At 62.1% G+C, this 18,826-nt stretch carries 25 protein-coding genes; 1 reads left to right on the top strand and 24 read right to left on the bottom strand.

All coding sequences use genetic code 11. The features are described from left to right. Window positions 1-16: 16 nt before the first annotated feature. The 17 genes from ACIG5A_RS28605 to ACIG5A_RS28525 form a co-directional block, all read right to left on the bottom strand. On the bottom strand, window positions 17-283 hold the full coding sequence (locus ACIG5A_RS28605) for a hypothetical protein (RefSeq protein ID WP_397245445.1): 267 nt from the start codon (window positions 281-283) through the stop codon (window positions 17-19). Then, complete coding sequence (locus ACIG5A_RS28600) at window positions 280-723, bottom strand: hypothetical protein (RefSeq protein WP_397245442.1); 444 nt, start codon at window positions 721-723, stop codon at window positions 280-282. Before ACIG5A_RS28600 ends, ACIG5A_RS28605 begins: the two co-directional genes overlap by 4 nt. After that, a complete protein-coding gene (locus ACIG5A_RS28595; RefSeq protein ID WP_397245440.1) occupies window positions 720-1,508 on the bottom strand; it encodes a hypothetical protein in 789 nt (262 codons plus the stop codon). Before ACIG5A_RS28595 ends, ACIG5A_RS28600 begins: the two co-directional genes overlap by 4 nt. 292 nt (window positions 1,509-1,800) lie before the next feature. Further along, on the bottom strand, window positions 1,801-2,292 hold the full coding sequence (locus ACIG5A_RS28590) for a hypothetical protein (RefSeq protein ID WP_397245438.1): 492 nt from the start codon (window positions 2,290-2,292) through the stop codon (window positions 1,801-1,803). Window positions 2,293-2,525: 233 nt separating this feature from the next. Continuing rightward, the gene (locus ACIG5A_RS28585) at window positions 2,526-3,062 is read right to left on the bottom strand and encodes a hypothetical protein (protein WP_397245436.1); all 537 of its coding nucleotides are present in this window, start codon (window positions 3,060-3,062) and stop codon (window positions 2,526-2,528) included. A gap of 245 nt (window positions 3,063-3,307) precedes the next feature. Beyond that, window positions 3,308-3,850 (bottom strand): hypothetical protein, encoded by a 543-nt coding sequence (locus tag ACIG5A_RS28580; protein WP_397245434.1) that lies wholly within the window; start codon window positions 3,848-3,850, stop codon window positions 3,308-3,310. Window positions 3,851-3,934: 84 nt separating this feature from the next. Further along, window positions 3,935-6,082 carry a hypothetical protein gene (locus tag ACIG5A_RS28575; protein ID WP_397245432.1) on the bottom strand — a complete coding sequence of 716 codons (2,148 nt, stop codon included), beginning with the start codon at window positions 6,080-6,082 and terminating at the stop codon, window positions 3,935-3,937. Between the two features lie 534 nt (window positions 6,083-6,616). Further along, window positions 6,617-7,573, bottom strand: a complete 957-nt coding sequence (locus ACIG5A_RS28570; protein ID WP_397245430.1) for a hypothetical protein — start codon at window positions 7,571-7,573, stop codon at window positions 6,617-6,619. 52 nt (window positions 7,574-7,625) lie between these two features. Beyond that, a complete protein-coding gene (locus tag ACIG5A_RS28565) occupies window positions 7,626-7,976 on the bottom strand; it encodes a hypothetical protein (protein WP_397245428.1) in 351 nt (116 codons plus the stop codon). 81 nt (window positions 7,977-8,057) lie between these two features. Next, window positions 8,058-8,393 carry a hypothetical protein gene (locus tag ACIG5A_RS28560; protein WP_397245426.1) on the bottom strand — a complete coding sequence of 112 codons (336 nt, stop codon included), beginning with the start codon at window positions 8,391-8,393 and terminating at the stop codon, window positions 8,058-8,060. Continuing rightward, the gene (locus ACIG5A_RS28555) at window positions 8,390-8,782 is read right to left on the bottom strand and encodes a hypothetical protein (protein ID WP_397245423.1); all 393 of its coding nucleotides are present in this window, start codon (window positions 8,780-8,782) and stop codon (window positions 8,390-8,392) included. The genes ACIG5A_RS28560 and ACIG5A_RS28555 overlap by 4 nt, the downstream gene beginning before the upstream one ends. Beyond that, window positions 8,782-9,075, bottom strand: coding sequence for a hypothetical protein (locus ACIG5A_RS28550; RefSeq protein WP_397245421.1), 294 nt, complete (start codon window positions 9,073-9,075; stop codon window positions 8,782-8,784). The genes ACIG5A_RS28555 and ACIG5A_RS28550 overlap by 1 nt, the downstream gene beginning before the upstream one ends. 100 nt (window positions 9,076-9,175) lie before the next feature. Continuing rightward, entirely contained in the window at window positions 9,176-10,558 is a 1,383-nt protein-coding gene (locus tag ACIG5A_RS28545; protein WP_397245419.1) for a hypothetical protein, read from the bottom strand. Beyond that, a complete protein-coding gene (locus ACIG5A_RS28540; RefSeq protein ID WP_397245417.1) occupies window positions 10,555-10,992 on the bottom strand; it encodes a DUF2744 domain-containing protein in 438 nt (145 codons plus the stop codon). The genes ACIG5A_RS28545 and ACIG5A_RS28540 overlap by 4 nt, the downstream gene beginning before the upstream one ends. 42 nt (window positions 10,993-11,034) lie before the next feature. Continuing rightward, the gene (locus ACIG5A_RS28535) at window positions 11,035-12,714 is read right to left on the bottom strand and encodes a phage tail protein (RefSeq protein WP_397245415.1); all 1,680 of its coding nucleotides are present in this window, start codon (window positions 12,712-12,714) and stop codon (window positions 11,035-11,037) included. Continuing rightward, window positions 12,711-13,595: a phage tail protein gene (locus tag ACIG5A_RS28530; RefSeq protein ID WP_397245413.1), complete on the bottom strand. Its 885-nt coding sequence runs from the start codon at window positions 13,593-13,595 to the stop codon at window positions 12,711-12,713. Before ACIG5A_RS28530 ends, ACIG5A_RS28535 begins: the two co-directional genes overlap by 4 nt. A 79-nt stretch (window positions 13,596-13,674) precedes the next feature. Beyond that, a complete protein-coding gene (locus ACIG5A_RS28525; RefSeq protein WP_397245411.1) occupies window positions 13,675-14,679 on the bottom strand; it encodes a hypothetical protein in 1,005 nt (334 codons plus the stop codon). Window positions 14,680-15,159: 480 nt separating this feature from the next. Between ACIG5A_RS28525 and ACIG5A_RS28520 the strand changes: the two genes are divergently transcribed. Then, window positions 15,160-15,771, top strand: a complete 612-nt coding sequence (locus ACIG5A_RS28520) for a hypothetical protein (RefSeq protein ID WP_397245408.1) — start codon at window positions 15,160-15,162, stop codon at window positions 15,769-15,771. A gap of 36 nt (window positions 15,772-15,807) precedes the next feature. Here the strand turns inward: ACIG5A_RS28520 and ACIG5A_RS28515 are convergent, their stop codons facing one another. The 7 genes from ACIG5A_RS28515 to ACIG5A_RS28485 all read right to left on the bottom strand — a co-directional run bounded on the left by ACIG5A_RS28515 (window position 15,808) and on the right by ACIG5A_RS28485 (window position 18,802). Next, window positions 15,808-16,197, bottom strand: coding sequence for a hypothetical protein (locus ACIG5A_RS28515; protein WP_397245406.1), 390 nt, complete (start codon window positions 16,195-16,197; stop codon window positions 15,808-15,810). Beyond that, the gene (locus ACIG5A_RS28510; protein ID WP_397245404.1) at window positions 16,197-16,640 is read right to left on the bottom strand and encodes a hypothetical protein; all 444 of its coding nucleotides are present in this window, start codon (window positions 16,638-16,640) and stop codon (window positions 16,197-16,199) included. Before ACIG5A_RS28510 ends, ACIG5A_RS28515 begins: the two co-directional genes overlap by 1 nt. A 38-nt stretch (window positions 16,641-16,678) precedes the next feature. Further along, a complete protein-coding gene (locus ACIG5A_RS28505) occupies window positions 16,679-17,011 on the bottom strand; it encodes a hypothetical protein (RefSeq protein ID WP_397245402.1) in 333 nt (110 codons plus the stop codon). 24 nt (window positions 17,012-17,035) lie between these two features. After that, on the bottom strand, window positions 17,036-17,176 hold the full coding sequence (locus ACIG5A_RS28500) for a hypothetical protein (protein WP_397245400.1): 141 nt from the start codon (window positions 17,174-17,176) through the stop codon (window positions 17,036-17,038). A gap of 164 nt (window positions 17,177-17,340) precedes the next feature. Continuing rightward, window positions 17,341-18,003: a hypothetical protein gene (locus tag ACIG5A_RS28495; protein WP_397245398.1), complete on the bottom strand. Its 663-nt coding sequence runs from the start codon at window positions 18,001-18,003 to the stop codon at window positions 17,341-17,343. Between the two features lie 101 nt (window positions 18,004-18,104). Further along, entirely contained in the window at window positions 18,105-18,554 is a 450-nt protein-coding gene (locus ACIG5A_RS28490; protein ID WP_397245396.1) for a hypothetical protein, read from the bottom strand. After that, complete coding sequence (locus tag ACIG5A_RS28485; RefSeq protein WP_397245394.1) at window positions 18,554-18,802, bottom strand: hypothetical protein; 249 nt, start codon at window positions 18,800-18,802, stop codon at window positions 18,554-18,556. Before ACIG5A_RS28485 ends, ACIG5A_RS28490 begins: the two co-directional genes overlap by 1 nt. Between the last annotated feature and the right edge of the window lie 24 nt (window positions 18,803-18,826).

Below are 18,826 nucleotides of genomic sequence, written 5' to 3'. Positions count from 1 at the left end.
GCCTTCTCGAGGGCACTCAGACTCGGTCTTGCCAACCTGTACCGACCACCCACAAGGCACGGCTCTCGATCAACGCGTCCGCGGAGCCATCTTCCATGAATCCAACCAGGTAGCCATCTCCACCCTGCTCGATCTCGAACAGGATCGCCCCGTATCGACGGCTGTGGTCACCGGCAAGGCCCAGGAATCGCTCCATGACTTCGGATTCATCGCAGTCGTCGAAATCCTCGTTCTCGCTCCAGTCCCACGACATTGCCGACGGCCGCGACCGCAACGAGTTCAATGCCTCCTGGGCATCTTCCGGGTCGTCCGCCCACCTGAATCCCAGCGGAACCCTGGCTGCCCACGCAGGTTCGCCCACACAAGCGCGAATTCCCAACCAGCCCCGACCGACCCGATTGCCTCCGTCACCAGCGCACGCTCGACCACTTCGGAATCGACAACGTCGGGCGCCCACGACTCCCACCGTGCAGTGACACGCTCGTCGGCCAGTTCGCTGTTGACGAGCTCGATCATTTCCTTCACCATGGCCGTCGGTTCCGTGCTGCTGAACAGCACGATCTCTATCCCGGCTGTCTCGGAAATACCGCGATCAGCAGCCAACTGCCGAACGTAACCCGACCGCAATGCACTGATGTAGGTGTTCATCTTCCGTCGACAGTCCTCCTCCAAGGTCGCACTGTCGACAAAATATGGCCGCTCCTCGACCATCATCATGATCATGCTGGTGTTGTAGGCGGGATAGTTCCCGATGACCGCCGTTGCAGCCTGGTCGGACGACATCGGCGGAGCGATTGTCGGCGCCGAGGCGTTCGAAGGGCGCGCCCGCATCCGGAGTGCCGCCCAGCAGATGCAGGCCGAGCGGCACTGTTTCGAGATCCGCCTAGCAGCCGGGCTGCGGGTCGTATCCCGGGCGGCAGTTTGTACTCGAACCAGGTCGGCTCGTCCGACGCCGGGATCGCTGCGCCGATGTCCCCGCCGATTCCGGCACCCGCTAGAGCGCCGAGAAGCATGCCCGCCGGAATCGTGATGATCGCGAGCCCGCCGAAACCGATCAATCCGAACAGGCCGAGGAAAGCCCCGGTGACAAACCCGATGGTTCCGCCGATTCCGGCTCCCACCTCGGTATTGAGTTGACGCTGCGAAAGGACTCGGTCAATCGGCTCAACGGTCAGGCGGGTACCGGTCTGGTCCACGGTCGGTGCGAGATCGACAGTCGCCTCGTCGGTGGCGAACCTGAAGGGAACTTCGCCGATCCGGGCACCGGAAGCGTCCGTCACCGTGAATCCAGTGCTGGTCGCAACGAAACGCCCGCCGTTGAGGGCAACCGTGATGTCCGCCGAATCGGCAGGCCACGAAATCGTAAAGGCCGCTCCATGATCGGCGCCCTGGAGTGCGACCGGTTCCCCGATGGTTTCCGCGTGCGGTCCGGCGTGAGCCGTACCGGCGGCAATTCCGGTGGCTGCCACCGTAAGAGCGGCCGTCACCAGGAACTTCTTGATACGCATGTGTGTTTATCTATTTCCGACGCAACGGGCTCTCGTCGGGTGGCAACTTAACAGCATCCATCGAAACGGTTGTTGCCCACGATCGCAGGTGACGGTTCATCATGCCAGCTGACGTCATTGATGTGAGTGAGCGAGCGCCACAGTAAGTATCGATCGCCGGCCACCACATTATCGCCGCGCCTCAGCGGCAGAAGAGCGCACCGCGGTGATCAGCCGCGCACATCGATAGCTCGTTTCCGGTAGCCGGTTTCGATCCGTCTACCGGAAACGAGAGTTGCCAATCTCCAAGAGATCAGGGCAGCACCTGCGGAATGACATCCGGGGCGACCGCACCGACGATCAAGCCGACCAGGGCACCTTGGAAAGCGTAACCAAGGGCACAGAGCGGGACGAAGGGAATGCCGATAATGGTGACGGCGCAAACAACGGCCCCGATCACCGCCCCGACAATCGCGCCCCCTGCCGCACCATTACCCAGCGGATCGTGGTTGGCCGCATTCGGATTGGTGGCGATCTCCTGCGGACCCGTGGCCGCCACCGACTGCACGACCTCTGGAGTGTCGGGCTGCTCGACGACTGCGGCGGCGGGCCGCGCGACAACCGGAACCACCTGCTGGACCGCGAGCGGAGCTTGCGGCGCTGCAATCATCTGCAGGACAGGAGCCGACTGCCAAGCGTCGGCCGGAGCATCGGCAGAAGCTGTTCCCGCGCTCACGAAGCTCATCGCGACCGCAAGCGGCAACGCCGCGATGAGGGCCTTACGACCGAAGTTAGTCCGACGCATGATTTTTCCCTATCTTCCCGAAACCCGCGCACACTGGAACCTGATGAAATGCAGCGCGGTTTGCATTGCGTATTGCAACGGCCAAGTTCTATAGCATCCCGGTCGACGAATCAAATCCCGGCTATACACACGCAGCGGAATTGTGTGCGACGACACGATGGTCGGTTACATCGCGCGGATTTGGGCGAGCAACTCTCCAAGCTCTCGTGGCGAAGCGCTCAGCAGGCGGGCCTTCAGGCTCGGTTTTGCCAACCCGTAGCAACCACCCGGAGCGAGCGGTTGTCGACCAGCATGCCGACCGAGCCCTCTTCCATGAAACCAACCAGGTAGCCATCGCCACCCTGCTCGATCTCGAACAGGATCGCCCCGTACCGACGGCTATGATCACCGGCAAGGCCCAAAAATCGCTCGATGACTTCGGCTTCGTCACAGTCCTCGCAGTCCTCGTCGTCCCACCAGTCCCAGGACATCGCTCCTGGCCGTGACCGTAACGAATTCAACGCCTCTTGAACATCTTCCGGATCTTCCGCCCAGTCGATGTAAGCCGCCAACCCGGCACCACGAAGCCCCCAGGCAAGCTCGGTCATCGCCGATTTGTCGTCCGGTGCGGACCGAACCGCCGCCGCGATCGCCGGCACACCGGGGGCCACATGTTCGGCGATCACAAGCAATCTGCCTCGATCCACGCCCACAGCCCAATCCTCTTTCTCGAAAGCAACATTCGGCTCCCGTAGCCCAACATTGACGCGACAAGCGCGATCGAAACTCACTGTCTTTCACATCATCCGGGAGACACTCCCTCCTGACCATCCACAGCTGTCGATCATCGCTCCGGCAAGCGCGCCCAGTCTGTGAGGATAAGACACCCCATCGCCAGGCAAATAATCGGCGTCGCCGGCTTCGGCAGGTGGGTGCGGCCCTCGGGCCTGTCATAGGCTTTCACGATACACGTGAGGACCGACGCTCCGTTCAGCTCAGCAAGCAAGTCTGGCGAAGGAAAGTCATGCTAGCCATCTCAGCTTTCCCAAGAATCGTCAGACGGGATCTCCGGGCCCCCGGAAGGCAGGCGCCACCACCAATGACTTTCTGGGATTCCGTGGGGAATCGTACGAGGGGGCGCCGGCCTGATACGTGGTGCGCGCTCGCGAAGCCAATCATCCATCTCGTCTACGTATTCCCGATCCTCACCATCGACGACATCCGGATAGCAATCAGACAAGAACTGGATTACTGAGCGCCGCATACATGGATCTTTCCATCCGTTGAGTTCCGAATTGATTGCCCGATTCAACGAGTCGTAAACGTAGGAAAACCATCCCTGATTGTTGGCTCGCACAAGTGATGAAACCTCTGTACGGAAGATATTGAGATCCTCTTCGTTCACCGACGCTTGTTCACGAGCTAATCCAATGTGTACAATAAGAAGATCTTCCATCGCTTCAGCGAACAGAACATCACCGACAGCACGTGCGTCAGCGAATTTTAGCGATTTCTTCAGTTTGGAAATAGTTTCCACCATGGATTGCTGCACGGAAACGGGAGTGTCTTGTGTATGCACTTCTGCACGACCTTTCAAATCAGCAGTTCCAGCAAATCGGTAGATACCCGCAGAAACTAATCGTATTATAACGCACTCTACTGACTACTTGATGTGCACCCCTGCGCCGAATGTAGCTGCAATTTCCTGCGAATCAATACCAAATCCAGCCAAGATTGGGGAAATAATGTTCACCGTCATCGACTGATTACGCCGCGAGGTTTCAGCAACAGGCATTTCCGTTTCCTGCCCCACAGGGACCATCGGAGCCAGAAGTGCATCCAAGCCAGATGTGATGGATTCGATGAGACCATTCGACCAATGCATATCAGCTAAGCCGACATTCTCTTGACCGTTCGGAATCTCTCGCCCTCGCAAACTTCCTAGACCCTCGAGCCAAGGAAGCCCCAAGCGAGGGGCTTCCGTAACACCCCCGCCAGCAGGCCCGCCAACTCCAGAAGTGGTAGACTGACCTATATCTTCTGCCAGTTCCGGCGGAGTCTCATCATTCCATCTCCACCTACTTCCCGGTATGGGGTTCTTAACAGCCTTCGGAGACCCGTAACTTGCAATCCGCGCCTTACCATCGGTGCTGACTATGACAATGGCCTCGACAGTTTTGGTATCGCCGGTGGGAGTCAGGATATTTCTGTGATAAATGAAGCTCAGCGAGCCATTATCCGCTTTTGCTACGTCAACCAGCGCACCTTCCCGCACGGTTCTAGCAGCTCCATCAATATACTCCGCCACATCAATTTTACCACTCCCGCCGAGCTCAATAACCTCCGGATGCTTATATGTGTGCATAACCACAGAGTTAGGATTTCCAAACCCCAGATTATCGGCCGCTTGAATCGCATTTGCTAGATCCGATCGCTGACTCCCCAATGGCACCAACGCAGGGTCAAGTTCGATAACTCCCCTCGGGCTACTTCGGACGAATTCGAGATCACTAGCCAACTCTGCTGCTACAACAGCGTCATCCATCTCCGAAGCCGCAATCTGCGGGCGCTGCCTCTTCGGGACTGAGGGGTCTACTTCCTTTGCCGCGAGATCGAATCGAGCCTTATAATATTCGTACAGGTTCTTGAAATTCGCGGCATTTCCTTTACCGCCATTGTTGAATGCGAACTGATAGGCACGTATGTCCATGCCAGGAAGTTTGTCACTGAACCTGTTCGTTCCCATCTGCTTGGCGAGCTCCATACGCCACCGATCGGTGGCTGGAAGGTCACCGTACACGTCGGAGGGATTGATCCCAGCCTTGACCAGTCCGGCATCAGCTTGCGCAATCCAGTCGTCGTACCTTGGATCTCTGGGCGGAACCTCTGGTGATCCAACGCTCGCAGACCGTGGTGTTCCGGCACCGAGGTTGGTTTGAACGGCCTCGTCCGGGGCAAGCGCGGGTTTTCCGTCCGCAGCTGCAACCGCTCCAGGTTGCACGGGCTTCGGGTTGGTACCCAGTGGGAGTTCGCTGGGACCGCTCGTACCTGGGGCCTCAAGCTCGGCGAAACTGCGTGGCGGTGCAAGATAGTCACGGGTCGCCCGTTGACCTGCGATAACGGCTTGTTCGGAGGTGGCACCGTTGGCGAGGGCGTCGGCTATGGCGCGGCGGCCAGCAGTGGTGGCAGCGAGGCGCTCGGCCGCAGTGGCAGCGGGGAACGCGTAGGACGCGATCTCGACTGCGGCCATTCCGATTTCGAGTGGTGTGTGGTCGGGCCGGGTGTTCAAGTCCGGGGTATGCAACGTGCCGTCGGGCCCGGGGCGGGTGTAAAGGCACTCCAGGATGTCGTCGAAATGGAGGGCGTCGAATGCCTCGTCGCCGAGGACCACTGCGGACTTTCCGGCGTGTTCAGCCGTTTCCAATACGGGTTCGCCGACGGTGCCCAGGGCGTGGCCGAAACGGTCGGAGTTCTCGGTCGCGGCCTCGACGGCCGCAGGATTGGTCGGATTAACTGCCGCACTGAGACCCGGATAGGGATTCATTCCCGCGGCTACGTCCGATGCCCAAGAACCGGTCGCTACGGCGGCGTCGCTGACAGCGGTGCGGGTTTGAGATCCTTTGGTATCTGCGGTAGGACCAATTCCGTTGCTGCCGGCGCGTACCGACGAGGCTTGATCGAAGGTGTCGCCCAGGTTCTCAAAAGGCGCGACCACGATGTCGGCGGCGGCACTCGCGCCAGCACTGACCTTGTCTCCAACCCAATCAGCAGCCTTCCCTGTGGCGTTCTTGACTTTATTCCAAAATCCCATTGAGACTCGCTTGCTGTATCGAACAGCGCACACACGCCAGGCCGAACGAACAGTTCTCGCATGATCGGAAGAAGCATTCGTATGTACACATTCATGGGCATGCCGCACTGTGAATGAAAGGAAAACAATCGGCCGACTATCAATGGTCAGCCGCTGCGCCCTCAGATTTACCCGCGCTGACCGCAACGTCGGCAACAGTCTCGACTAATCGATGGCGGCCGATCATTTATCTATGGCGTCCGCGCGGATCCTATTAGAACCACGCTCAAGGTTTTCCAGACTTTCGGTAATAGTGAGCGTAAATGGCATTTGTCCAGCCGCGGCAGCACCTTACCGTTTCACAAATATACGCAAATCTGCCACCCTGGGAACTCTAGAATGCACTCCGAGATGGCCCTCAGCTAACCTTGCCCGCACCCAGCTGCTTCAGCCGCTCACCACGAAATGACCAGCGCTACTCTCAAACAGAAAGCCCCGCTGAATCCGACGTAGATTCAGCGAGGGCAGTCCGCCTGTTTCTGATTGCGTGCGACGCTAAGCCGGGGCGCGTTCGATTCGCACTCGGGTACTGGTGCCGCCGCGGACCGCGGCGCCGTGCGTGGACCAGCCTTGAACAGTGACGCGGTCACCCGAGTCGACACGGACAGTGGCGGTGGCGGTCATGGTGCCCGACCAGCCGGTGGCCTCCTGACCCGTGGCGACTACCGCACCGTTGACCAATATCCGCACCGCCTGGCGGGGAGCGCCGAAGCCGTTGGCGATCACGTACGGCACCGTCGCGCTCACCAAGGCCTTCAACGTGGTGCCCTGGGCGACGAGACCGTCGCTGGTGACCACTGAGCCTGGCAGGCTTGCGGTTTCGGCGATCCAGCCGGTGATGTTCAGCCAATTGCCGGTGAGCTGCTGGTCGCCGTTCTTGGTCATTCCAGATGGACGGAACGGGGGCGGGACACTCGCCGAGAGTGTGCCTGTGCCGGAACCTGCCATCGGGATCGGACCGAAACGCGTGCTCGCCGATACGCCGGTGGTGCCGAACGCCGCGGATGCGGACAATGCCGGAACAACCGCCGCCGACATTGCCGCAACACCGGCGAACGATGCGTCACCGGCGACCACACGGCTATCGCTGCCGAACGAGGCGGCGACGACCACACCGCCGGAACCGACACGCACTCGGGCTGTGGTAGTTCCCTCGTTGACGAGCATCGGTGCGGTCGACTGGGTCGACGCGGATGCGACGGTAGTGAGCAACCCGGATCCGCTGGTCGCGGCCGTCAACCTGGTCGACGGTTTCACGGTTGGGGTGTTGGCCGCGGACGCGGTGAATGCGGCATAGATGAACGGGGGGACCACCGGGATCCGGGTGCCGTCGATGAACGCGCGAGTCGGCCCCGGGATTTCGACCGCGATGACCGGCGCCACCGGGAGCGCGGGAAGCGCCGTGGGCGGCGTCGGCGGTGTCGCGGTGAACACCTGCCCAGATGCTGTCATGACAGCCTCCGATCCGGTTGTGAGCCAATCATTGTCGAGGTCAGGGAGCTGGTCAGCTCATGCTGAAGGTGGGCGTGATCAGCAGGGTGCCCTGGGCGCCCAGGGTGGTGGGCGAGATGGCGACCTTGTCGATGAAAGTGCCGCCGGTGGCCGCGCTCCAGAGTGCGGCATGGGTGTAGGTGCCTGCCGGTAGGTCGATGGTTACCTGGCTGCCGCTGATCTGGCCGTTGGCCGGGGCCGACCAGGTGGTGACCTTCCGGGCATAGGCGGGCGAGCCGCCGGTGGCCTCGTTGGCACCGTTGGTGCCCGGGTCCGCGGTGTGAACGGAGATGTAGACGGTCGAGGCGATGTTGGCGTAGGCGGCGCACAGCGCGTTCTTGGTCGAGGTGACGGCGATAGCCATGAGAGCACTCCTTGAGAATTGTTGCGGGGAAGGGTGATTCAGCTACTCACTAGAACTTGGAGTAGCCATCTGACGGCGGAGCTAGGTGCGGATGACCGAGCCCGCGTACCAGGCGTAGGTGGTCACCGGACTGGTCGGGTAGGTGACCAGCATGGTGTAGCGCGAGTTCGCCGGGACCTCGTCACACGTGACGGAGGCCACCGACCAGACCGCGGCGGAATTGGTGACTGTCGCGGGCCAGGTGCCGAGCGATTCGCCGCCGGGTTTGGTCACCACGATGGAAACCTTTGTGCCGGTGGGAAATACGGCACCGTCGGAGGGCTGGATGGTTTGCACGAAGCTGGCGCCGGTGGTCAGTTTCAGCGGTTGCAGGGTGGGCTGGTAGCCCAGGTAGCCGGGATCGTTGAATGTGGTCATAGGGTTCCTCTGCTGTGTTCGACCTCGTCCATCAGTTCTCTGGACAGGTTCAGTTCCGGAAGGCGGCCGTGCTGGGCCGCCTCGATCACGTTGCGCAGCACCCCGAGCGCCTCACGGAACAGACCGGTGACGCGATCGAGCTCCTGGATGGATGCCTCCTGCGCGACTTCGACGGCATCCAGACGCAGGGTGACGACCCGCAACTCGTCCGCCACCCGCGACAGCGTCGCCAGGGCAATGTCGTTGACCTGCTTGGCCGCCGACACCTCCAAGCGCATGGTTTCTGCCGGGAGCCGTTTGCGAGCGCGCAGCCAGGTGAAGAAACCGGCGGCTCCGGAGCCGCCCAGGAAGGTGGCGACGCCTGCGACGGTTGTTTCCAGCACCGCCATCAACCGGCTCCAGGGATGCGGTTGCCATCTGGATGTTCGACGGCCGCGGTGAGGGATTCAGCGAGGTCCTCGACCGCGTCGGCGGCGGCTTCGATCAGGGTTTCGTTACGTACGATCCACACGTTGGCGGTGCGCAGCACTTCGAGAATGGTGAACAGAGCCGTACCCACGCCCGCCACATGCGCCGGCGCGTATTGCAGTAGTGCGGTGGCGGTCGCGAGCACGCTGATGACGCCGCCGATCAGCGACACCACCGTTTTGGCGTTGCGTCCCACGAACGCCCCGGCACTCACGCCGCCGCCTTCGAGTCCGCACCGCGGACTTTCCGGCCGAAACCGGTTCGGTGCACACCGAATAGAGTCATGACAAATTCCTTGTTGGTGGCCGACGGCATCAGGCGAATGAGCACAGACTGCCGTCGAAATAGGTGTTGATACCCGACGGGTCGCCGTACATGTCGTTGGCTCCGGCGACGTTATAGCCTGGCGCCCAGACACTTCCGGCACCGGCGAAGACGACGAACCCTCCGGAGACGCGGTAGATCTTGGAACCTTCGACGTCACCACTGGCACGGATGAGCCGCCAATCCCCTTCGGGGTTCGGCGCTGTCCACAAACCGACGCTGTAGGTATAGCCCGTGCCACAGGGTTTCGACCATTGAGCACCCACGTTCATCACGTACCAGCCCGGCTTGGTGATCTGGACACTGCCGGAAGGGAGATCGACGACGTTGACGTTCGTCATCTGGCGCACGGTGTCGAAGACCGCGCCGAATCGGTTCTTGCCCGCGGCATGAGCGACCGTGGTCGCGCTCTGCCGACACAGGGACCAGCCTGTTCCGACCAGTGGCGGTGACGATGTGTCCGCTGCGGCAAGGGATTCGACGTCGAAGCCGAAATAGGTCGCGCCGGCCCAGCCGGTGGTGATGGCGCATGCGGTGAAGAATCCGACCCACCGGTTGTTCGCACCCACCGGGGTGCTGACAGCCGTATCCCGGTACACGAGGACGACGATGCCGTTGACCAGTACCTCGTACTTGTCTCCAGCCGCGGAGACCGACACAGTGTCCCCCGTGCTCAATGTCAGGCTCGATGCTTCGGCCCACGTTGTGACCTCGAGCTTCCCGGCAATCAACGTCGCACGTTGCAGGGTGATCTTGGTCGTACCGATCTGCGCCAGGGCGAAACTCGAAAGGTCGATGGCCGCACGGAGCAGCAGACCGCTGCCGGTGAACTGACTCGCCTGGTTGGGACGCCCCAGCACTATCGACACGGTCTGCGAGTCGGTCATCAGCGGGGTCTTGTACAGCGCGAAATCGCCACCCGTGCCGGTGTTCCCGCTCTTGGTGATGCCCGCCTGACCGTCGGCCACAACGATGTCGGGGACGGCGTTGCTGCCCTCGGCCCACTTGGCGACGGTCCATTTCGTGGTGTCCCACGAATCGAACCGGTCGGAGACCGCCGCCCCACCGACCTCGTTCTGCGTCTGCTCAGACTTCAGCTTGGCGATCTCCGACGCGTTGGACGCCGACGTGCTCTGCACCGCCTTCGCGGTGGATTGCGCCTGCGCGGCACCGGCCTGCGCCGAATTCGCCGCTTCCCTGGCACGATTGGTCGCCGTGTTCAGGTTGGTGCCGACGGCATCCAGACCGGCGAACGAACCCATCACGCTGGACATGACCGATGCCTGCGCCGATTCCCAGGTAACCTTCTGCAGGTTGCGAATCGATCCGCCGCTATAGGCGCCGGGGGGAATCTTCTTGTCGGGACTGGTCATTCGCGCTCCCCGACGGAAACGTCCGCGGCGGTACCGATCTGTGCCTGATTGAGCTCGAGTTCGCTCGGATCCACCAGGTGCTTCAGGTCACCGGACTCTCGCAGCTGCTGCACCAGGTGCGCGCGCTCGTCCGGGGTGAGCTCGGTGACGTCAGGCGCGAAGGACTCCGCCGGGCGCGGCGCCCCCTTCTGTGCCCACTGTCCGGCACCGTTGAGCCAGTGGTCGACACCGCGCGCCGGCGGGTGATACTCCTTGGTCTGCTGTTCCTCATCGTGACGGAACCCCAAGTCCCACAGGTGTTTCGACCACTGCCGCAGCACATCGGGGTGTACCAGCAGTGGCGAGTTGTGCGGACCGGGTAGACCGACCAGCGCCCACACGAACGCCTGATACGGGTCGTTAGGGTCGCAGTCCTCATGCAAGGGAATAGCCATAGTTTGTCTCCGGAAATACGAAAGAGAGTGTCGGGGCGGCGATTACATCTGCACCGCAAGCGCCTGAATTGCGTCGGCGATGTCGGCGATCACACGCATGGACTTGGCGAACGGCATACCGTGGTCACGATCGGAACCGACGGTGACCTGCCAGGCCGGGCTGGCGGTGCGCGACCAGGCGAGCTCGAGCTCGGTGACCTGATCGACGTAGATCGATCCCTCGGGCATGCCCTTGACGGTGGAACCGACCCGGTCGCCGAGGAAGAAGTGGCCGTAGCCCTGGTCACCGATCATGTACGGTTCGCCGTTGGCGACGGTGAACTTGTGGGTGAAGTGCTGACGCGTCTTCCACAGGCCCTCACCGAGACTCAGCAGCGAGCCGAGCGTGTAGGCACGCGAAGCGCTGGTCTCGAAATGCTCGAAATAGTGCGACCAGCCCGCATTCTGTTCGCGCTGAGGCGATTGGAACTCCATCCACGCCAGCAACGTGTCGGACAGCAACGCCATCGCGATGGTGTCCACCACCGCGGTCGTACCATTGGCGACACCGGCCGCGATCGGGCCGACGAACGGGATCTCACCGAGAGCGCCTGCGGCGACCATTCCCACGAACTGAATCGCCGAGGAGATCGCCTCGTTCACGCCCGGCATAGAGTGACCGCCGGTGAGCACCCGCGTCGCCGAGGACGGGTTGACCACGAACGACGAGGTCTGGATACCGGTGTGATCGTTCTGCCGGTACACCACCCACGGGTTCGACGGCAGTGTGCCCATCCAGCCCGGATTCTTGTACAGCTCAGGCGCATCCGGATCCGGCAGCACATCCGGGCTGTAGTCCAGCAGGGTGTTGTCCAGCACCTGCATGGTGTGCGTCAGACCGTCCCACATATTGCCGCCGGTACTGGTGCCGGACCAGAACCCGGACTTGTCGACGATGTCGACCACCAGGCAGCCGTGGCGCAGTTTCGCCCCCGGCCACGGCGGCGGATCGCCCTTGAGCCAGCGCCGTGTCACCACCGCCAGCTGTGCGGTTTCCAATGTGCCGGAAGCGACTTCGTGGAAGGACCGGAATCGGGCGCCGAAAATCGTCCACAACGACGTGTCGGAAGCGAACTCACCGGGCTTCACCACGACGGACCAGTTGGACTGGTTCAGGTTGCCCCATCCACCGGCATCCACCGGATCGTCAGGCAGCGTCCATCCAAATCCCTGCAGGCGCAACAGATTCAGATGCAGCGCCGTCTTCAACACCCAGACACTGGGTCCGGCCAAGATGAACTCCCGTGGAAATTGCACGGCCGCGGGCAGGAACGGATTCGACCAGCAGTAGATGTGCTTCAGTTCCTGGTAGGAGTGCATGAACAACAGCTCGACCGTCGTCGAGCCGTGTTCGTCGGTCTTGATGACCGCTTTCTCCAACCGGCCGTCCCAGCGTGCACCATCCTTGTCGACGGTGATGTGCGCGTTCTTCTTGGCACGTCCGTTGATATCGACGGCCCATTTGGCCAGGTAGTGGTCATAGGGCAGGACCAGCACACCGGTTCCGGACTGATTGAGCACCCACCGGAAGTTGGCGCTGATCTCCGCGCCGCATACACCGCGCAGATTCCAGTCGCCGTCCCACAGCCGGATGAGCGGCCGGGAGAATCGCTGCTGTTTGCGCGCTACCTTGACCGCCTGCGCATTCGCGTAGACGGCAGGCAGATCCGTTGCCACCGTCACTGCAGCCCCCACGGACGCGACCAGTTACGCGGCTGCACCACCATCACCGACGCACCCGCCGGCGCACCGGCAACCGTCACCGGCACCTGTGTCGCGGACGTGTACGCCGGCACCGGGTACAGGAAGCTGGCACCGTTCATCAGCGCCCAGATCTGCGCGGAGTTCGCGGCGACGATCATCTCTTCCATCGGATCGGTGTCGACCGTCAGATCCTGCCCCGCGGTGGTCGTCGGCAAAGTGATCACGCGCGCCTTGTCACGCTCCGGATCGCCCCAGGAGAAGTCCGGCAGCGTCCATTTGCCCGGCGCCGAACACACCCACTTCAACCACATCGGCTGATCGGTCGGGTTGGCGATCGTAATCGTGCCGCTCTGGCTCTTACCCGCACCGGTCGTGTCGATGGTCGAGGTCCAGGTGCCGGTCACATCCGACTCCACCCACCACGGATTGCCTGCGACACAGGTCATTACGACCTTGCCCATCGACTTCAGATGCGGATCCTTGTCCGGCTTGAAGTCCGGCTGCTCCGACATCCGCAGCCTCAGCGACCGCGTACCGAAGTCGGTCGTGATCGTCAGAATCGAATCCCGGTCGTAGGCCCAAGCTTTGCGCCACGCCGAATCCACGGACTCCCACGACTGGCCCGCCGCCTCGAAAACATTGACGGCGAAAACGACATCGCGTTTGTTCGTCCGATACCCACCGAACGACGACCCGACCTGAAACGCCGACTGGTTCCAAATCGTCGTCACCGGAGCGTCATACAGACCACTCGGAGCCGTCGCCAACTCCACACCCTCACGGCCCCGGCCCTGGCCGGCGATCGTCCACACCGATCCGTCGACCCCGGTCACCGTGATCATCGCGGCATTCGACGCCACAAGTTCACCTCAATTCTCTTTGAAATCTGAAACAACCTCGCTGTCAAGCGATCTCGAACAAACGAGGGCTGATCGCCCTTTACCGGGAGTGCATGAGCTCCCATTGCGTCGACAGCACCTTCAGCCGCCCGATGATGTCGTCGGAGCCGGACATGGAGATGTTCACCGTCGCGGGCCCACCACCCGATGGCGCCGATGCGTACGCACCAGCGCTGGCGTTGGCCTTTGCCTCGGCCGCACGATCTCGCTGCGCGAGCATCGTCTGCAAGAAGGACGGGTCAGCGTTCAACGCCTGTAGGAAGGGCCGGTTCATCGCCGTCGCGCGGGCGTTCATCACGAATTCGCCGTCGGACAACCAGGCCGGGATCTTGTCGCCGATCGACGAACCCGGCCCGCGCACGTCACCACCGCTGGCGTAGACCGGTACCTTCGGAGGATTGTTCACCGTGCCGAGCGCAACCGACGGCTTGTCGACCTGCGCATAGGAGAAGTTGTCCGGACCGCGCTGCACAATTCCCCGTTCCTGGAACGGGGCGATCGCATCCAGCCCGGAACCGATGTCGTGATTTCCGATGAGGGTCATCGGACCGAACTCTTCGGAACCCGAATCCGCCGGATCGATCAGGATCGTGTGCCGATTCCCGTTGGGTGCGTCCTGATACACCTCGAGCGATGGATAGTCTCCGACCCGCCCGTTCACCGTGACACCAGTCGACCCGGGTGTGCCGGCGACCCCCTTACCTGGAGTGAAGACCAGATTCCCGTTGACGGATCCCACGGTCTTGGCCGGGGACAACGCGAATGGATCATGCGCGGCATAGTTGACCCGGACCGTACCGTCCTTGGCCTGCCACACGTTCGCTTCCGGGGTCCCGACCTTCACGCTCCCGTCGGAAATCTTGATCGACGGGTTCTGCCGCATGACGACCAGGCCGTTCTCGTAGTCCACGAACATCGTGACCCGAGACAGTTCGGGGTCGAAGTTCTCGTTCGCGGTCCGGCCGTCACCACGGTTGTAGCCGAGGTTATTCGGCGACGGATTGAACACCTCGTCCTGCTCGATGAAGAACGAGGAGCGAACCACGCCCTGTCCGAGAACTGGGTCGATCCTCGCTACCCGAACCTGCGCCTCCGCACCCTTATATTTCGGATCGTAGGTTCTCGAATTCAATGCCTCCGCCGTCATGAGATCCACTGAGGTCTGCGGCGGTCTTCCTGTTACTCGTTCGAACGCTCTCGCCGAATCGCGCGTACGCTGATCGCTCTCCTGAATGAACGACGGCCCCCGCTGCGCACCCGGAATCATAGAAGAAAGAGCATCGCCGGCTCGGTTCAGGAATTCGAAGAGCGCAGCGGCTGGATCTACGTTATTACCATTTCCCATTTCACTACCATTTCAATTGTTTACCGATGAAATCGAGCAGGCCTCGCGTCCATCGAAATGCGATGCAGATGGGACGGCATACCCGAGTTACAGTCGCTGCGTCCATCACGCTAGGATGTTGCGGCGCGCGACCAGCGAGCTACGCGCGACGACTCGAACAGAGAGAAACCAAGAATCAGAGTGAAACGTCGATATCCCCTTGTTGCCGCTTCCGTCGCGGCAATCGTCATCGCCTGCTCGTCGTGCGCACAGCCTGCGCAGGATCACAGCGGACACGTCAGCACCACCCAGTGGGTATCGAAGCCCGAACTGACGTATGTCAGCGAATTTCCCGTGAGCGAGGATTTGTCGGAACGATCCGCGCAAGAACTTGCTGTCCGGCACCTATCCGAGGCACTGAAATCGCTACCCGGCGAGCTTTCACTCACCATCAGCGATCGTTGGGGTGGGCACGCGATCGACCCGCGATTCGTGGATACCTGCACGACGGATCGCACTGTTCAGAACGCGCCGCTCGGCCTATGGATAAACTATCTGGTGACCGGAGCCGAAGCGCCTGTGCAGCAATATATCGACGCTTTCCGGTCTTCCTGGCAGAACCTCGGATGGAAAGTTTCCAACGAACCAGCCATCAGAACAGATCTCATCCGCGCCACGACACCAGACCATTTCACGCTGACAGCGATGGTTTCTATGACCGGAGAGCTGGGCCTGGCTCTCGCCTCACCCTGCTTCCCGAACACCGCTCGAGGCAACGCCGACCCACTTCCGAGTCATATAGCGCATCCCTAATTCAATAACTGCGCCTCGTCGTAAGAGTGGATTCGCTCAGCTCACGAAGATCGAGACGAGTAGTCCGGCACCGATCGCCTGACCGGTTCCGTTCTGGTGGATCTGAACGTCGAGGACGTCGCCGGTGAGCAGCGTCGGCTGTTGGGTGATCGGGATGGTCACCGGCACTTCGGCTTTGAGGGTAACTCCGCTGGTCACAGTCAGACTTGCCACGGTTTGGAGTGGGGTGCCGTTGCGCAGTTGCCGGACCGAGACCGTGACGTTGTTGGTGGCGCCGCCATTGACGGTCGAAAAGCCCGGCGGGGCAACGAGTTGGACGTCGGTGACGGTGTCGCCGCTGTAGAAGCTCGGCGAATGAACGCCTGCCAGCACCGTCACGTCGGCTCCGCCGGCGCTCTGAGCCGGCAATGTCGCGGAGTAGATCATCAGTTCTCCCAGTCAGGGGCGGTGAACTGGTCGATGAGCTGTTGCATCGACCGGTCTCGGTACTCGTCACGGACCTGGTCGGCTGCGGTGACGGGGCGGGGCATGGGCGCCATTCGTGGCGGGTCGCCGCCGGCGGCAGCGATTACCGCGGCCTGGACTCCCTGTAGTGCGTCGATGATCGACAGCAGCAGGTAGGTGTCGATCGTGTAGCCGACCGGCGTTGGGCCGCCGGTGGTTTCGGGTTCCTCGTATGATTCGTGCTGAGCCTGTGCCTGCTCGGCCGCGATCATCTGCTCGGCCAGCTCGCGGTCCATGGCGAGCGCCGAGCGGTATTGCGAGCCGTGCGGCAGTCTGTCTTTGAAGGCCCAGATGGTGCGCCAGTCGCGCGTGCGGATTGTGGTGGGCCCGAAGCAGTCCCGGATGTCGATGCCGCGCTCGAGCAAGTCGTAGTCGAGCGCGGCACCGAAACGTTCCCAGAACTCTACGAGCCCGATGATCCCCCCGGCAGCTCCGAGGAGCCCTGGCCGAACAGATGGGCGTAGAGATCCTTCTGGAAGGCCAACCACTCATCCAGCGGCCGATCGGCGAAGAGCGCTTCGACGGCCTCGTACTGGTCGCCCAGCACGATGACCATCTGCTCGTCGTCGTTGTTGGTCCGGCGCAGGGCCAGCAGCTGGCCTCGGGTCACGGGCGCGATGGCGATGTCGTCGGTCAGGCGGTAAGGAGCGCGTCTGCGCGGGGCGAGTTCCTGCTGGAGCTCGTGAAAACGTCCGCCGACCTCGGCTTTCGCGGCCGCTTCGGATGTGGTAGCCATGGGTGATCTCCGGGTTGTGGGGTGTTACTTGGACTTCGCCGCGCGCCGACGCGAAACCGCGTCGGCGGCTTCGGGCTTCGGCGCGTGGCCGAGCTTGTAGACGGCGTTGACGTACTCGGTGGCGCTGGAAACGATGTAGTCGTTCTCGCCGTCGGTCATCGTCACGGGGAATTCGGTGGGGATGGCGGACACAGTTGACCCGCTTTCTTCTCCGGTGGTGCGGACAGGAAATGGTGTGGGGCGTGCCATGACCGGAGACACATGGCACGCCCCACGCCCAGGTCGGAACCTGGGTGATCAGGGGAGGTTTCGCGCTGCGTGGGGCGGCGTCACGCCGCGGGGGCGATACCGGTCTGGCCGACGATCTTCTTCCAGCCGAGGCCGCCGAAGCCGTGCGCGACGGCGTAACCGGCGGTGTCGTCCTTGAAAGCGACCATGGTGAGCTTCTGCGCGAGCACCTCGGTCGGATTCCACTGCTCGCCACCGAACTTGGAGACGGCAACCTTCGGCAGCACCTTGAACACGTAGGTCGGCTCGGCATCGTTGCCGTCCTTACCGATGATGATCGCCGAGTAGTAGGTGATCTGCTCGGAGGCGGGCTGCGGGAAGAACACCTCGCCCGAGGTGGCGTTCGACTTGACCTGCGCCAGGTTCGCGCTGGTAGCAAGCTCCAGGGTCAGCGCGGTGGTCTGCTGCGGCTGGAACTCGATAGTGGTGATATCGCTGGTGATGTCGTTGCGCACCGGCTGCAGTTCACCGTAGGCCTCGATCGGCGCGGCGGTGATGCCGCGAGAGAAGGCGATACCGGTCTTCTTGTCGATCAGGCCGACCGGCTTGTACGCGGTCGGCAGCGACTGCAGATTGCCGCTGGCATCGGTGAACGCGGTCGGCGCGGCGGTGTACCAGGGTGCGATGAACACGGCGGCGTCGAGCGGCTTGAGCAGCAGCGAGCGCTGCGCGTTCTTGAGCGCGGTGAGGTTGGTGGCAGGCATGTGTCTCCATTCGAACACCCGCGGGATGCGGGCAGGGTTAACGGAAACGGCACCGAGCGGTGCCGATGAAAAGCCCTATCCGGGACAGGGTTTGGAACCGCCTACTGGCGGCGGGCTTCGATCGAGAAGGCGATCTCGACCATCTGGTTGAGCGGATCGAGGTCGGGGACCTCGGTCAAACCGCGGCTTCGCCGCAGGATCGGCGGATGGAACTTCTGTTCCTCGGCCGCGACCTCTTCGACGTAGTCGACGAGGACACCGTTGACACGGCTTGCCGGCGCATTCAGTAGCGCCTCGCGGATGCGCACCGAAAGCAGCTGTGCCGCACCGCGAGTAGCGCCAAACGCGACGACATTCACCTTCGCCTTATAGGTGACCGCGTTGATATCGAGAGTTCCGCCGGTGGTGCGTACCCAGATCAGCGGCAACGACGACTGCAATGCGGCAGATGTCGCGGGCAGGGCGGTGACGGTGGTGGCGATCGGCGTGAACAGATCGACCATGAACTGCTCGAAATCGGGGAACTCCCCTGGCACGGGATAGGTTGCCATCACGCCGCTTCCGAAGGCGAGCCGATCGAAACAACGGCATCGAGCGTGCCGGACGTGGCCGGCACCGGTGCGGGGATGGCCGCATCGACAGTCATCGACACCCCTTGGGCAAGGTTGAGCAGTACCTCGACATTCGACTTCAGGTTGACAAGTCGGGCAACCAGCGCATTGACATCGGTCGCGATGCGTTCGGCGAGGCCGCGGGATTCATCGGGGGTGGGCATGATCTTCTCCATCATCAGGTTCACGGGGTAATCCGTGGAAACAAATAC

It is taken from the genome of Nocardia sp. NPDC052566 (assembly GCF_044547285.1).
Taxonomy (GTDB): domain Bacteria; phylum Actinomycetota; class Actinomycetes; order Mycobacteriales; family Mycobacteriaceae; genus Nocardia.
The sequence above is the reverse complement of the archived record's forward strand: the minus strand, read 5'-3'. Positions and strand labels throughout refer to the sequence as shown.